We start from the raw sequence: 15,075 nt of genomic DNA, 5'->3' as shown, positions 1-15,075 counted from the left end.
CCCCTATTTTTTATGTACCGGCGGGTGAAAGGAAGTTCCCTGCACCCGCTGTTTTTTTACAGTTGATCCATTTCGTTAAGTTTGGGAGGGAAAAACTGATTTACCGGGAATTTAATCTTTTTAAATACTTCGCATGGATCGTCGGTGGTATTTACGCTTTCTTTGTCAGGCACCGCATAATCGTATGCCGGGATCATCATCTGCACACTGCGTTCCAGCTGCACAATGGTAAATAGACCGATGGTGATCAAAACCACTTTTTCCGGCTTCACGCAGGTGAAGTCGCCGTCAAACCGGCTGCAGATTGCGCTGGGCAAAGAAATCCCGCTGTCAAAATGGCGGCATCCGCAGTCTACCACTTTCGCGCTCAGGCACATTGGATCTACCACATGCACGCTGGCTTTGGGCATATTGGTATTGTCGTGCTCCGTACAGTTGCGCGGATCGGTGGAAGTATACACTTTCACATTCCCATCGCTGCCGTAAAGGATCACTTTTTTCGAAAAGGCCGCTACGCCTACTACGGTTGCCGGCGGTGCCGCTGGAGATGTATACGCGCCAAGAGTTACCTTGAAGAAAAACGTTATGTCCACAGAGTAAAAGCCTTTGTTAAAGGGCACCGGCTCCACATCAAGATATACAGTAATAATTTCAACATCTTTGCACTTGATGCTGATAGCGTTGTCAATTACCGGCTGGGTGCGGTCGGTAAAGAACACTTGCAGGTCTTCCAAACAATCTTTGTCTGAACATGGGGCAGGAGGGAACCTATTGAAAAAGAACCCTTTAGCGAATAAATTATAACACAATCCCCCTTCTGTAGCAATAATGTAGCCGGGAAGAGAGAATAGTTCTCTCTTCCCGGCCTGTTTATTGTGACAAGGGTTTTTACAGCTTTTTGAGATTGTTTATAAATTGGTCCATCTCTTTCTTAATCGCTTCAAAGATTTTTTCCAGTTCCCTAATTAACTCTTCCAGCAGGCTCTCCCCAGGAGTGTCCGGCTCTTCTGGCTGTTCCGGTTTTTCAGGAGGATCCGGAAGTTGGGGCGTCTCTGGGTTATCTTCCTGGCCGCCGATAATAGATGGATAATCTTTATACGCCAAATCCAGGTCAATAGGTCCCTGCACCCCGCTGATAATTCCGCTGCCGGTATACTGCCACATACCTACGTTTCCTTTGTAGGTAAGCTTAGGCGCGTATTGGGCCACCCATTTGTCATAGTCCTCCAGCCGGGAACCGTCCAGCCAGTTCTCCAGCCAATCCTTGGAGCCATAAAGCATGGGATAATAGCCCGCGGCCTTAATCTCCTCCAGAAACGCAATGCAGATATTGGTCCTTTCTTCTGTCGTAAGCGCCTGAATAGAAGGGACATATTCCTGATCAAAAGCCACTGGGAAAGTAAGAGTATAAGGTTCTATCGCCTTTAGACAGGCCCTCGCCTCAATGCGGGCCTGTTCCTCTGTCACCGCATAGGTGAACCAGTAAACTCCGGTATCAAGCCCCGCCGCCAGGGCCGCTTGGATCTGGGGAGCAAAGGACTGGGAGATATAGCCGACAAATTCGCCGTTTTCCCATCTGCCGTATCCAACCCGGATCATAGCAAACTGCCGGCCGGAAGTCTTAATTGCCCGGAAGTCCACCTTGCCGGTCCCATTGCTATTATTAGACGACGTATCTACGCCTTTTATCATGTTGCATCGTCCATTCCGCCGCCGCACCCGGCATAAATTTATTCAAAATATTCCTGTCCCGGCGCGGTCGGGATAGGACATATTACTTATCCAAGGGAGGACAGGCCCAGGAATAACTTCCACACATCAAATGAAAAGCCTCCAAGGGGCTGAGTTTTCCTGTGCCTGTTTCCTTTTCATTATATGCGCCAGTACAAAATCCGCTAATCCATCAGGGCGGTTAATTCATCAAATTCTTCCCTTGTTATACGGTTTGCCTGGAAATAGAACACAAGCTTTCTTGAAATTTCTTCTTTTTCATAAAACCCATTAGAAATGATCCGTTTTAAAATAAAGTATATCATTTATTTGCCTCCCTGAGTTTTTGCAGCTGCTCTTCCGCTAAGGTAAGCCGATAATCCAGCTCCAGAATAAACTGATCATACTCTATCGTCATTTCCGGAACCCTTTGGGCCAATTGAGACGTAGTATAATAGTCCTGCGGCGATATACTGCTGGGAAGATACATTTCATGGGTTTGTGGATTAATTTCAAAGTCCTCCGGTTCATGAAATCCCTTATCATAGTCAAACAACCATCCGGCACGGACCTTATTTTTTATCTCCTGTGGAACCGGAATAAAGTTGGGTAGAAATTGAGCCGTATAATATTGTTTTATGGCGGCCGGGTCGTCAGAATCTTCCGTCCTTCTTTCCACCATCATCACTGTTCCATATTGTACATATGCATAAACCAAGCGATCACGCGCTCCTTTCTATAATAATTACGCCGGGGGTGCCGGTAGTTCCTTGGCCGCCTCTGGTAAGAAGAGATATGGGCATCGGCGACCCGCTGTGCCCTCCGCTGCCTCCCCCGCCGCCAAACAACTGAATATCCGCTGACAGTACCAAATCGGGGTAGGGCGTTCCATCCGCCCCTACAGTGGAAGTTCTGCCGTCTCCTCCGCATCCTGCCTGATAGAGATCGGTATAGGGCGGGGATACATAGGGACATACGTCATGCAGCCGGGAACCTCCTCCGCCGCCTCCGCCGCTTCGCCGCAGTCCCGGTTTGCTCCATCCGGGTTCTCCGCCTTTCATCCCGCCGTTAAGCCCATCCGAACCGGGATACGACGGGCCATCGGTCTGATAGTAGTACACACCGTCGCCGCCTACAATTCCATCCAGGTTATAGACATTCCCTCCCGACGCGGTACCTACCTCTCCGGGGGTTTCCGACAATCCCACTTCCCCTGCGGTACAGGTCATATAACTGCCGAAGGAAGAAATTTTGTCGGTGACGGTGATCGCTACTTCATCTCCTGCGTTGAAATAAAGCTCGCTGCAGCTCATCCCACCTGTGCCGCCGCCCGCGCCGCCCCATACGGAGGTTGTAATGCGCAGAGCGTCGTTAACTCCATCCGCGCATTTCCCAATGCACCAAACGCGGTAGTTCCCATCCGCCGGAGCGACAAACGTAGAGTTTTGAATAAAGGCCTGATAAAATATCCATCCAGCCGGCGTTACAGCGGAGACTGCTTCTGCCAGTTCATTGACCTTATCCAGCAGCTGCGTCCTTGCTGGAGATGCGGATAACGGTTCAACCTGGACCGCCGCCGCGCATTCGTTGATTTTCTCTATCAGCGCGCTTACAAACGGGGCGCTGTCCAGGCGGACAATACCAGAAAGCTCTCCGATAATTTCATTTACCTTATCGCATAGCTGGGTAAAGCTTGGAGCGGAAATGAATGTTTCAATGGACATAAGCCGCCTCCTTTATATTGTCAGCAGATAGCCTTCGAACTTATCATAACTGGTTATTTTTATGTTGGAGCCATCGATTTGCACATCCGCCATAACAGTGCAGTAAACCGAACCGTCCTTGCGGTAAATACCCATAGGAGATTTTCCGCCGCTGGCTAGAGTGAGCGTATAAACATTCCCAACTAAAGCTCCCCAGTTAGCGTCGTCTGCAGTAAAATCAATCCGTGCAACGCTGGCGCCCTGCTCGGCGGCGGGAGCAGTCATTGTCCCGTCTGCGTTGACAGTGACATTTCCTCCGTTTTTTACTCCGCCCAAAGTATCTGCGGCGACAGGAAGCTCATATACCGTAGTATCCACATCGTTAATTTTGATTTTCCCGTTTACAGACGCTTCTACCTTGACTGCCTCCGGAGCGACAGCCGCTAATTTATTCTTCTCCGCAGTAGTATAGTCGTTGGAGGAAAGTCCTTTTTCCCCGTCCTTGTCCACTTTATTTTCCACACCGTTCCAAAGCGTACGCTCTTCGGCGGTAATATGTTTTACCGCATCGGAAATATGGGTAACCGCGCTGTTCCACCCTTCTACCAGCACAGAAGTGATGGTATCCAAAACGGATGTATTCTCATGGACATGCTTTTTAGCGGTGAGCTCACCCAGCTCGCTCTTATCCTCCTTGCTCATCAGTCCATCCACCTGCGCTGTAGCCTTAGGGACTGCATTGGCAGAAATGACCACCCATTGGGTTCCGTTATACCTCCAGGTATAGTCTGTATCCTTGACATTTACCGTCCAGCCGTCTTGCGGATTGGGATACGTGACAGCAATATCTTCAAAGGTATTGACACTTTCTTTCCAATCGATATTGGTTTCCAGCATTGAAAATTTGTTGTCTACTTCCGATTTGGTGTATTTGTCCCCCCAAGTATCCTTCTCCGATTGGGATACAAATTTTTTCTCATTCGTCTCCACAATAATACTCGCCGGATGAGAAAGCGGATGGGAATAATAATTGGCGCTTTCTTCTATCCCGGCTAATTTTTCCTTTTCTTGTGAGGTATAATCGTTGCTGGAAAGGCCTTTTCCTGATTCCTTATCCACTTTATTTTCAATATCTACCCCTGTGGCAAAGCCGCTGTCGTTGGTAAGCTGGCTGGTTTTTGTAGGAATGGAGGACACATCCGCTTTATTTAATGCTACCTCGCTAAAATTATCATTGATATTCTGGATGTTCTCGTCTACAAATCCTCCCAGCCTAACGGTTTTCATGCTCATAAAATTCCTCCAAATTAAAATTTTTCAGCACCTTACAAAAGGCCCCCTGTCCGAAGGACAGGGGGCCTTTTCCTTCTTCAGTTTTAAAGTACCATGAAAACTCCAGGACATTCTATGACAAGCTCAGTTTGTCCAGCGCCTGAAAGTGAAGCCGGCAGATATGCCGGAAAGTATAGTTCATTTTTTCCGCTGTTTTTTCCAGCGTACAACCATTTAAATATCGATATTCCAAAAGAAGGCGCAAGGTGTCGTTATTCACACTGCTGATAATATTTTTTATCCGTTTTCGTTGCTGACACAGCCGCTGGATTTCTTCTGCGATCTCTTTTTCCATAGCGAGTATCCTTCTTGCCGCCAGCCGCTCTTCTTTTTGGCTTTGTGACTGACAGCGCCTGCTGCGCATTCTCCAGTTTCCCAGCTCCTCACACTGCCGGGCAATTTCCATATCCAGCAGTTTATACTTTCCTAAATATTCCGCTTTTTCCTGACGGGTCATCCTGATCACTTCCTTTCTATTTTCGTCCGGTGCTTCTCCATACCCCAATAAAAAAAATCACAGTAATCGCCAGGGTTACATAAAGTATAAAAATTGTTTGCGCCGGTACTTTTATCGTAATTTGATACATTATTTTCCCCCTTATTTTTCTTCCGAAAAGACAGCCTTTGCCCCCATTTGCCGGGGCTTTGCCCAGGCGTCTATCACGCCTGCAATCATACTGCGGTTTTTCTTCCTTTCTGCCAGGTCCGCGGGCCGGCTTCGGACTACTTTTACACTTGGATCGCTTCTTTCTTCTTTCCCCATAAAAATTCCCTCCCTGCCTATCATCTTACTCATCTGCAGGGTTGTCCTATGCTAAAAGGGTATTTTCTTTCGCTCATGTGCATAAAAGATAACAAAGCTGCTTTTAGTAAAAAACAAGGAACATACGTTCCTTGTTGGTTTTATAGTAACCTGAAAAAGTCACTTTGTCAACTTCTAATTTGCAGGAGGAGTTTTTAGATGGATACCGCGATTTATCTTCGAAAATCCCGGGCGGAAGAATATTCCCAGCCCCAGGAGGAGACCTTGGCCATGCATAAAGAAATCCTTCTTTCCTATGCGGGAAATCATAATTTAAATATCACCGGCGTATATGAAGAGGTGGTCAGCGGAGAAAGCTTATTTTCCCGCCCGCAAATGCTTAAACTTTTGGAGGCGGTACAAAATCACACCTACGCCGCAGTGCTTTGTATGGATATCGACCGCCTAGGCCGGGGCGGGATGAAAGACCAAGGGATTATCCTAGACGCGTTTAAATATTCTGGGACTAAAATTATTACCCCCGAAAAAACATATGATCTTTCGGATGAATTGGACGAGGAGCTGACCGAATTTAAGACGTTCCTCTCCCGCAGGGAGTTAAAAATGATCAATAAGCGGCTGAACCGGGGCCTCCGGCAGACGATTAAAAACGGCGGCTATGTTTCTAACGCCCCTTACGGCTACTGTAAAATCCGGAAAGATAAGCTGCCCTCTCTGGAAATCGTGGAAGAGGAAGCGAATTTTGTACGGATGATGTTTGATCTTTATTTGCAAGGAGAGGGCTGCTCCGCCATCGCCCAGACAGTCAACGCTCTGGGCGCGAAACCTAGGCGGTGCGACGCCTTCAGCCGCAACTCTGTTATGCATATCCTAAAAAACCCAGTATATATCGGCCAGGTGGTATGGGAACGCACACAGCATGTGCGGCAAAACGGCTCCTCAACAAAGCACGTCGTCTCCTGCGCTCCAAAAGACTGGCTTTGTGTGCGCGGCGTCCACCCTTCTATTGTCTCCCCGGAGACATTTGCAAGGGTACAAAATCGTATTCATTCCCGCACGGTTCCGGCACATAACGACGGAACGATTAAAAATCCTCTGGCCGGACTGGTAACCTGCGGCGTCTGCGGGAGGGTTCTTCAGCGGCGGGGCGCTCATCAAAGTTCCCCCTACCTGCTCTGTCCCACTCCTGGGTGTGTCTGCGGGAGCAAATTTTCGTTGGTTTTGAAAGAGATAGAGGCTGTGCTGAAACCTATTCTATCCGCAATCCCTTTAGAGCTGTATCCTTTGGAAGGAAAGGATACGTCCTTATTGGAACTTTCTTTAGCTCAGTCCCAAAAACAGCTCATGTCCTTTTCTTCGCAGAGAATTACTCTGTACAGCCTGCTGGAACAGGGCGTTTATGATATTGCCACCTTCCAGGAACGAATGTCCGCGCTCAATGAAAATATTCGCTGCACTAAGATGCGCGCCGCCGTACAGGAGCAACGCCTGCGGCGTATGCGGGAGGAGAGTATCCCCTTGGAAATGAAAAAAATAAAAAGCGTTCAGGATGTGTACCGCATCCTGAACGCTGGGGATAAAAATCTTCTGTTAAAATGTTTCATAGAAAAAATCATGTACACCAAACCAAAAGGTGCCGCGCCCCAACAGTTTTGTCTGGAAATTCATTTAAAGCCTTTTTAACTTCCCTCCTGCACCGTCTTTCTCCGTACAGGAGTCGTAAATCCTGCCGGCATCTATGCATACTGCTTCTTTAAAACAGTTTGCTCCGGTTGCGGTAACGGGAGCTGTTTTTTGTTCTGCCATATGAATCCTCCTATAGTTGTTTTGAGCTGTACTCATTACATTTTATGAGGAAAACTGTTTTTTGTGCATGCGCGGGAAATTTATTTCTCATTTACTGTATTTTATGTAACCTGGCGAATTTTGCCATGACTTTTTTAGTCCCCACGCTCTCAAAAGCCACTTCCACCAGATGATCGTTCCCCATAGGTGTGATTGAAAGAACCATTCCTTGCCCAAACACTTTATGGCTTACCATGTCTCCTACCTTCAAAGTAAAATTGCTTTCCGGCTGGGCGGCCGCCCCTATCCCAACCTTGGAGGTGGATTTAAACGCGGCAGAGGGCGTTTGTCTCTGATTGATGCTCATTCGCCGGGCTATGGTAGTATCCTCCATCTCGCACAGCTCTTTTGGAATTTCATTCAAAAACCGGGAAGGCCGATTGCGCATCGTCTGTCCAAACAGCATTCTTTGAGCGGCCGTAGTGACATACAGCCGTTTTTTTGCCCTGGTTAGAGACACATAAGCCAGCCTGCGCTCCTCCTCGATTTGAGTGGGGTCGTACATAGACTGCATCCCAGGAAAAATTCCCTCTTCCAGCCCTACCAGGATCACGTTCTCAAACTCTAATCCTTTGGCGGAATGCATTGTCATAAGTACCACATTGTCCGCCTGCGGATCGTAGCGGTCGATATCCGTATACAAAGAAATTTCCTCCAAAAATCCCGCCAGGGTAGGGTCGTCATTCTCCTCTTCATAGCGGATCATCGTGGATTTGAGTTCCTCGATATTTTCTAAGCGGGTCTGGCCCTCAAAGCCCTCGCCCTGGAGCATACTCAAATAGCCGGTTTCCTCCAGCACATGATCCAAAAGCTGATCCAAGGAGATTTTCCCCACTTTTTCCATAAGCGCGCGAAGCATTTCCGCAAACTGCATCAGTGAAGTCGCCTTCCGGGAAAGAGCAGGGTATTGCTCCGCATTTTCCAGGATTTCGAAAGCTGGAAGTTCTACTCCGGCGGCGATCTCCAGCACATTATTTACGCTGCTGTCGCCAATCCCTCTCTTCGGCTCGTTAATAATTCTGCGCAGGCGTACGGTATCGCTGGGGTTATTCAATACGCTTAGATAGGAGATCATATCCTTTATTTCTTTGCGCTCATAGAACCGCAGTCCTCCGATAATCCGGTAAGGAATCCCGTATTTTACCAATCCCCGTTCCACGGTATTGGAGATGGCGTTCATCCGATACAACACCGCGTGGTCGGAAAATTTAGCCCCTTGCTTTACATTTTCCGAAATGGTATCCGCAATAAAGCGGGCCTCTTCCCCTTCGTCTGCGGCACGATGTACTTTAATTTTTACTCCGGTATCATTTTTTGTCCAAAGGGTCTTTCCTTTTCGTTCCGTATTGTTCTCAATCACCGCGTTGGCTGCATCCAGGATCGTCCCGGTACAGCGGTAATTTTCTTCCAGGCGAATAACTTTGGCTCCTGGAAACTGATCCTCAAAATTTAATATATTCCCGATATCCGCCCCGCGGAATTTATAAATACTCTGGTCGTCATCCCCCACCACACAGATATTCTGATGCTGGGAAGCCAGTAAGTTTACCAGCATAAACTGAGCATAGTTGGTATCCTGATACTCATCTACCATAACATAACGGAAACGGCTGCGGTACTTGTCCAAAATTTCCGGAAACTTCTGAAACAGGCGCACAGTCAACATGATGATATCGTCAAAATCCACCGCATTTGCCGACATTAACTGTTTTTGATAATAATCATATACCTTGGCAATTACCTGTAAACGAAAGTCCTCTCCCACAGTGGACGCGAAATCCGCCGAAGAAAGCAGCTGATCTTTTGCTCTGCCGATCTCCCCTAACACAGCTTTTGGAGAAAAGCGTTTTTCGTCTATATTCATAGCTTTCAGAGCGGCCTTTACCACCCGCACGGAATCGTCGGTATCATAGATGGTAAAGCTGCTCCGGTAACCTAAATTTTCAATCTCTCTGCGCAGGATACGAACACAGGCTGAATGGAAAGTGGACGCGTTAATCTCCTGTGCGGCTTCCCCCAGCATTGCCTGAAGCCGTTCTTTCAGTTCTCCAGCGGCTTTATTCGTAAAGGTGATGGCCAAAATATTCCATGGCGCCACTGGACGATTTTTAATCAGGGAGATCGCCCGTTCTAAATCCCAGCTTTCCCCCCGGGCATATTCCTCCAGAAAATCTACATCCTCCTGTGTAATTTGCGCCGGCATGTAATCGCTGTCATACGCCTCGCCGAACTGAATCATATTTGCAATCCGATTGACAATCACCGTCGTTTTTCCGCTCCCCGCGCCGGCCAAAATCAACACCGGTCCATGAATAGCGTAAACCGCCTGTTTCTGCATAGGATTCATCCGGGAAAAGAAATCATCAATAATCTGACGCTTGAGAGCGTTGTATCTATTTTTTAACGTAAAGTCCATACTATCTCTCCCACATTTGATTTAAATCTGCTTTTTTAATTAAACCACGAACAGACGTTTTTATCAATCCCAAATTAAAAAGACGTGCTCTTTTACAGAGCACGTCTTTAGAACATACCTATTATTTTAAGATACTCAACAGAACCCCCGCCGCAACAGCGGAACCGATTACGCCGGCAACATTGGGACCCATTGCGTGCATCAACAGGAAATTGGTCGGATTTTCTTTTTGACCTACCTTCTGAGAAACGCGGGCCGCCATAGGAACGGCAGATACGCCGGCGGACCCAATCAGCGGATTTACCTTTCCGCCGCTAAAGATATACATAAGCTTTCCAAACAGTACGCCAGCAGCAGTACCAAGGCAGAAAGCAATCAAGCCTAAAGCGATAATTCCCAGGGTTTCTCCGGAAAGAAATACCTCTGCAGTCGCGGTAGCCCCTACCGATACCCCAAGGAAAATAGTGATAATATTCATTAATTCGTTCTGTGCGGTTTTAGACAGACGGTCAACCACACCGGATTCTCTGAACAGGTTGCCCAGCATCAGCATACCAATCAACGGAGCTGTATCCGGAACCAGGAAGGATACGATGATTGTAACTAAAATCGGGAATACCAATTTTTCCAACCGGGAAACCGGACGAAGCTGTTCCATAACAACCGCCCGTTCCTTCTTAGTGGTCAGCGCTCTCATAATCGGCGGCTGAATAATCGGCACCAGCGCCATGTACGAATACGCCGCCACCGCAATGGGTCCCAGCAGTTCCGGCGCCAGCTGGCTGGTGGTAAAGATGGCGGTAGGGCCATCGGCGCCTCCGATAATACCAATAGAACCAGCCTGCGCGGGAGTGAAGCCTAACACAAGCGCGCCAAAGAAGGTGAAAAAGATCCCCGCCTGAGCCGCTGCTCCCAGCAGGAAGCTTTTCGGGTTGGCAATCAGCGGACCAAAATCGGTCATAGTGCCGATACCAAGGAAAATAAGCGGAGGATAAATTCCCAATTTAACGCCTAAATACAAATAGTCAATCAATCCGCCCATCTCATTAAGAAGATCCCAATGAATATGGCCGCCTTCAAAGATCGCTACATGGTAAAGCCCTGCCATTGGCAGGTTTGTCAAAAGCATACCAAAAGCGATCGGCAGAAGAAGCAAAGGTTCAAACTGTTTTTTAATCGCCAGGTACATCAAAAAGAACGAGACCAAAATCATCAAAGCCTGCCCGCCTGTAAGGTTAACAAACCCCGACTTTTCGATGATCGTCTGCACAGATTGTACTAATATCTCCATGCTTTACATCAACCCCTCAAAATAAGTTAAAAATCCACTCACCCAACATCGCGCCGCAATTAAAACGGCTGCGTATTCTGTACCAGTCCGGCGGTACACCAGGAAGAACGAGCTTCCTTCACACGTTTGACGCTTCTCAAAGCAAACTGTTTGCCGTCTCCGCTCATGGCAGCTACCGCCGCGGCAATTACCGCGACAATCTCGTCGCCAATTCCCTCTTCAACGACCATCGCAGGTTTTACCGGCATCGCTTTGGGAGCAGGAGCCTGTTTGGGAGCCTCCTGTACTTTTTTCTCCGGTGTTTTCTTTGAACCGCCGGAAATGCTGTATAAAATCTTGCCCAGCAGCATAACAACCAGCGTCAACCCCACAAGCGCCAGAAAAACTATGACAAGCCCCGTGACGATAACTCCCCCGGCGAAACCATAATCAATGTTAAAGTTTATACCCATAACCATTCTCCTCGCCTTTATTTATTTAAAATTAGTATCTATTTTTGATGGGCGCAAAATTCGCAACCAGAATTAGTATACTATATCTTGTACTTTTTTGCAATCGTTTTTCCCGTTTAATTGTAAAAAAATTAACAAACCTTTCCTCTTATTCCCCGCAAAGAAAATCAGCCTGCCGCAAATTTACGGCAGGCTGCAATGCGGCGCCCAGGCAGAAGGGCGCCTTTCAAAGGCAACTTCCCTCAAGAACTATTTAGCAGTATCTTTGTATCTGGTGTATGCGGCGCGCAGCTCTTTTGAGGTTTCTTCCGGACAGGTGGGGTTGCAGTGCGCCCACACGCCTGTTTCGGAGGAGGCGTTGAACTTTATTTTATCCGCGCTTCGCATAGGCGGGAAAAACTCAATATGGAAGTGATAGCTTTCGGATACATCTTCCCCGTTTACCGGTGCGTTGTGCATACACATCATATAAGGGAATTTGTAATCGAACAAGCTGTCAAACATGCCAACCGTATGTTTGATAGTGATTGCCAAAGCCCGGCGTTCCTCCCTAGTAAACTGAGAGATATTATTTTTGTGGGCGTTGGAGAAAATATACACTCCGTAAGGGTATTCTGTAAAAAACGGAAGGAACACTGTAAAATGCTCGTTTTGGAAAATGATCCGTTTTCCAAATTCTTTTTCCGCCTTAAGCATATCGCAAAACAAGCAGTTTTCCTTTTCTGCCAAGTATTCCTGGGCAGACTGGACCTCCAGCTGAATTTTCTTTGGAACCACGGAATATCCATAAATCTGTCCGTGCGGATGAGGCATGGTCACGCCTACCGCTTCCCCGCGGTTTTCAAAGATAAACACATATTTTATCTTCTCGTCTTCCCTTAGGGCATCAAACCTCTCACACCAAAGATTGACCAGCTTTTCCACATGATCGTCGCTGAGTTCCGGCAGAGTGGTGGTATGGCCAGGAGAATATAAAATAACCTCGCACTTTCCATAAGCTTCTTTTGTTTTAAAAAAATCGGTGGCCACATCGTCCGGCACCGGCGGGTTCTGGCTGAGGGCTGGAAAATCATTATCATATTTATACACGTCATAATCCTCAGGCACCTTTCCGGAACCTGGACAGAAAGGACACCAATCTTTTGGCATCTGCGGCCGGGCCTGACGATGGGAAGCTATCATAATCCAATCTTTAATCAAGGGGTGCCATCTCAATTCCGCCATGTTGAAGCTCTCCTTTCCTTACAGCAGTTCTTCCGATACTTTCACTCCGCCCACCGGGCGGACTGATAACACATAACAGGTATTTTCTCCAAACACCTGTTCCATTTTCGCTTTATATTCCTCCAGCATCTCTACAGGAACAAACGCCTGAATTGTGCCGGCAAAACCGCCGCCGTGCACCCGCCACGCACCTGCGCCCTGGAGGATATGCTCGCTTAAAGCCAGTCCCAGAGACAATCCCTGCTCCGTTGGGTTCTTACAGGTAAACACATTTTGCAAATACATAAACGAGGATCTTCCCGATTGGATGACCAGGCGTTTAAACTCCTCAAAATTATTGTTTTTCAGCGCTTCCGCCTGTTTTGGGACCCGGTCGTTATCGTCAAAAAAGTGAATTGCCCGCAAAAGAGCCCGGTCGCTGCATTTTTCCCGTAAAATCCCCATATTTTCATAAAACTCATTTGGTTCTACCTGGCGCAGCACCTCTTTGCCCAGCGCGGCCGCCACTGATCTCATCTCTGTGGGAACAGAGGCATAATCATCGGTCAAATCAGCATGATTTCCCCCAGTATTTATGATACAAAGCTGGTATCCCGAATGGGAAAAATCAAAATCAATTCTCTTTACGATGGGCTGAGCCGGATCAGCAAAATCAATGGTAAGAAAACCGCCCACCGCCGAGGCGGTCTGATCCATCAGTCCGCAGGGTTTTCCGAAATACACATTTTCCGCATACTGGCCGGCCTGAGCGATTTCTACCCCATGGGAGGACTGCCCGCTGTACAGATGGTTGATCATCACTCCAACAAGCACTTCGAACGCCGCAGAGGAAGAAAGCCCCGATCCTTTCAGCACATTTGAGTTGGTATAAGCGTCAAATCCGCCGATGGCGTGTCCCAGCTGCTGAAACCGGGCGGCAACTCCGCGGATTAACGATGCGGCCTTGTTTTTTTCCTTTTCCTGAATAGAAAGATCTCTTAGATCAATAGTATCCATAGGATACCCTTCCGACTGAATACGGATAATATTCTCATCGTTGGGAGACGCTACTGCGATCACATCCAAATTAACCCCTGCCGCCAGCACGCGTCCGTTCTGATGGTCGGTATGATTGCCGCTAAGCTCGGTTCTCCCCGGGGCGCTGAAAAACTCCCCTTTCCGGCCCTGCCCGAAAAGAGATTCAAATTTTTCCACCGCTTTCAGGTAACGCTCTTTTTGTTCTTTGAGCCCTTGCGCATCACAAGAATACAAATAGGTGAGCGTTTTATCCAGTTTCCCACTGGTAATGTTTTCTTTCAGTCCTGCTGTCGTCTGCATATTCTAACCTGCCTTTCTACCTTGGATTTCCGAACATTATTTTACTTATAGTGTACACCACTCCCCCCCTCTTTTCAACGGCAAATAGTATCATATTTATGGACTAATGTTGCATAATAATCGAAGTTCATGTATAATCATAGAACAAGGTGGTGAAAAGCTATGACGTCCGGTATTTTTAAGCATTCTTATAAAACTAAAACCCGGGAAAGCCTTCCCATCGCCATCTACAATAGCGGAGTACAGCAGTGCGAGCCTGGCTATCTCTGGGGACCGGGGGTACGCGACCATTATTTAATTCACCATGTGATCTCTGGCAAAGGCAGCTACCATGCCGACGGCCAGCAATATCAGCTGGAGGCTGGGGATACGTTTATTATCTATCCCGGTATGGTGGTCAGCTACAGCGCCGATTTGTCACAGCCATGGGAATACTGCTGGGTAGGGTTTCAGGGAGCGGAAGCAAAAGTGCTCATGAAGCAAACGCCGTTTTCTAAAAAAGCTCCCGTGGTTCATTTTGATCCTCCCACAGCGATTGAAACAGCTATTATGAGCATCTATAAAGCTTCCGGCAGCACCCCCTGCAGCCAGGTAAAAACGATTGGGCTGTTATATCTTTTTCTGTCCCTTTTAATGGAACAAGCCCCCTGCCCTGTTAGTGATCTTTCTTTGGAGTATGTGGAAAGCGCGATCAGTTTTATCTCCCACAATTATTCCGGTCCTATTGACGTGGGCGATATCTCTTCTAATGTGGGGATCAGCCGAAGTCATTTGTACCGGGTATTTATGAAGCATATGGGCACTTCTCCCAATGATTATCTGACCCGTTTCCGCATTGCCAGAGCCTGCGAGCTGCTGCGGCAGTCCTCTCTGCCAGTCGGTGCTATTGCCGCTTCTGCAGGGTATGACGACCAACTGTATTTTTCTCGAGTATTTAAAAAGATTATGGGCGTTTCCCCTACCCGCTATGCCGCACAAGGCCGCACACAGGAAACTGCCACACCTTCCCGAAAGGATTGATT

The 15,075-nt window shown here is 47.7% G+C and carries 16 protein-coding genes; 2 read left to right on the top strand and 14 right to left on the bottom strand.

What is annotated here, in order from left to right; all coding sequences use genetic code 11:
• Positions 1-56 precede the first annotated feature (56 nt).
• The 8 genes from H8705_RS02545 to H8705_RS02510 all read right to left on the bottom strand — a co-directional run bounded on the left by H8705_RS02545 (position 57) and on the right by H8705_RS02510 (position 5,541).
• Positions 57-719 (bottom strand): hypothetical protein, encoded by a 663-nt coding sequence (locus tag H8705_RS02545; RefSeq protein ID WP_262394295.1) that lies wholly within the window; start codon positions 717-719, stop codon positions 57-59.
• Positions 720-888: 169 nt separating this feature from the next.
• Positions 889-1,692, bottom strand: a complete 804-nt coding sequence (locus tag H8705_RS02540) for a glycoside hydrolase family 25 protein (RefSeq protein ID WP_262394294.1) — start codon at positions 1,690-1,692, stop codon at positions 889-891.
• Positions 1,693-1,895: 203 nt separating this feature from the next.
• Positions 1,896-2,036, bottom strand: a complete 141-nt coding sequence (locus H8705_RS02535; RefSeq protein ID WP_262394293.1) for a hypothetical protein — start codon at positions 2,034-2,036, stop codon at positions 1,896-1,898.
• Positions 2,033-2,428 (bottom strand): hypothetical protein, encoded by a 396-nt coding sequence (locus H8705_RS02530; RefSeq protein ID WP_262394292.1) that lies wholly within the window; start codon positions 2,426-2,428, stop codon positions 2,033-2,035. The genes H8705_RS02535 and H8705_RS02530 overlap by 4 nt, the downstream gene beginning before the upstream one ends.
• Positions 2,429-2,432: 4 nt before the next feature.
• On the bottom strand, positions 2,433-3,434 hold the full coding sequence (locus H8705_RS02525) for a hypothetical protein (protein ID WP_262394291.1): 1,002 nt from the start codon (positions 3,432-3,434) through the stop codon (positions 2,433-2,435).
• 12 nt (positions 3,435-3,446) lie between these two features.
• The gene (locus tag H8705_RS02520) at positions 3,447-4,706 is read right to left on the bottom strand and encodes a hypothetical protein (protein ID WP_262394290.1); all 1,260 of its coding nucleotides are present in this window, start codon (positions 4,704-4,706) and stop codon (positions 3,447-3,449) included.
• A gap of 112 nt (positions 4,707-4,818) precedes the next feature.
• The gene (locus H8705_RS02515; protein WP_262394289.1) at positions 4,819-5,202 is read right to left on the bottom strand and encodes a sigma factor-like helix-turn-helix DNA-binding protein; all 384 of its coding nucleotides are present in this window, start codon (positions 5,200-5,202) and stop codon (positions 4,819-4,821) included.
• Between the two features lie 141 nt (positions 5,203-5,343).
• The gene (locus H8705_RS02510; protein ID WP_262394288.1) at positions 5,344-5,541 is read right to left on the bottom strand and encodes a hypothetical protein; all 198 of its coding nucleotides are present in this window, start codon (positions 5,539-5,541) and stop codon (positions 5,344-5,346) included.
• Positions 5,542-5,706: 165 nt separating this feature from the next.
• Here H8705_RS02510 and H8705_RS02505 point away from each other — a divergent pair, with 165 nt between their 5' ends.
• Positions 5,707-7,191 carry a recombinase family protein gene (locus tag H8705_RS02505; RefSeq protein ID WP_262394287.1) on the top strand — a complete coding sequence of 495 codons (1,485 nt, stop codon included), beginning with the start codon at positions 5,707-5,709 and terminating at the stop codon, positions 7,189-7,191.
• Here the strand turns inward: H8705_RS02505 and H8705_RS02500 are convergent.
• The 6 genes from H8705_RS02500 to H8705_RS02475 form a co-directional block, all read right to left on the bottom strand.
• Complete coding sequence (locus tag H8705_RS02500) at positions 7,177-7,314, bottom strand: hypothetical protein (RefSeq protein WP_262394286.1); 138 nt, start codon at positions 7,312-7,314, stop codon at positions 7,177-7,179. The two genes, H8705_RS02505 and H8705_RS02500, sit on opposite strands and share 15 nt — an antisense overlap.
• 91 nt (positions 7,315-7,405) lie before the next feature.
• Complete coding sequence (locus tag H8705_RS02495; protein ID WP_262394285.1) at positions 7,406-9,769, bottom strand: ATP-dependent helicase; 2,364 nt, start codon at positions 9,767-9,769, stop codon at positions 7,406-7,408.
• A gap of 121 nt (positions 9,770-9,890) precedes the next feature.
• Positions 9,891-11,060, bottom strand: a complete 1,170-nt coding sequence (locus H8705_RS02490) for a sodium ion-translocating decarboxylase subunit beta (RefSeq protein ID WP_262394284.1) — start codon at positions 11,058-11,060, stop codon at positions 9,891-9,893.
• 59 nt (positions 11,061-11,119) lie between these two features.
• Positions 11,120-11,512 (bottom strand): OadG family protein, encoded by a 393-nt coding sequence (locus H8705_RS02485; protein WP_262394283.1) that lies wholly within the window; start codon positions 11,510-11,512, stop codon positions 11,120-11,122.
• A gap of 249 nt (positions 11,513-11,761) precedes the next feature.
• On the bottom strand, positions 11,762-12,736 hold the full coding sequence (gene galT / locus H8705_RS02480; RefSeq protein WP_262394282.1) for a galactose-1-phosphate uridylyltransferase: 975 nt from the start codon (positions 12,734-12,736) through the stop codon (positions 11,762-11,764).
• Positions 12,737-12,754: 18 nt separating this feature from the next.
• On the bottom strand, positions 12,755-14,053 hold the full coding sequence (locus tag H8705_RS02475) for a galactokinase (RefSeq protein ID WP_262394281.1): 1,299 nt from the start codon (positions 14,051-14,053) through the stop codon (positions 12,755-12,757).
• A 162-nt stretch (positions 14,054-14,215) separates the two neighbouring features.
• On the opposite strand from H8705_RS02475, the gene H8705_RS02470 reads away from it, so the two are divergent.
• Entirely contained in the window at positions 14,216-15,073 is an 858-nt protein-coding gene (locus H8705_RS02470) for an AraC family transcriptional regulator (protein WP_262394280.1), read from the top strand.
• The last annotated feature ends 2 nt before the right edge of the window (positions 15,074-15,075 follow it).

Origin of the sequence: Youxingia wuxianensis, assembly GCF_014385085.1 — a bacterium.
Classification (GTDB): domain Bacteria; phylum Bacillota; class Clostridia; order Oscillospirales; family Ruminococcaceae; genus Youxingia; species Youxingia wuxianensis.
Note: the sequence above shows the minus strand (reverse complement) of the source record. Positions and strands in the feature narration are given on the sequence as shown.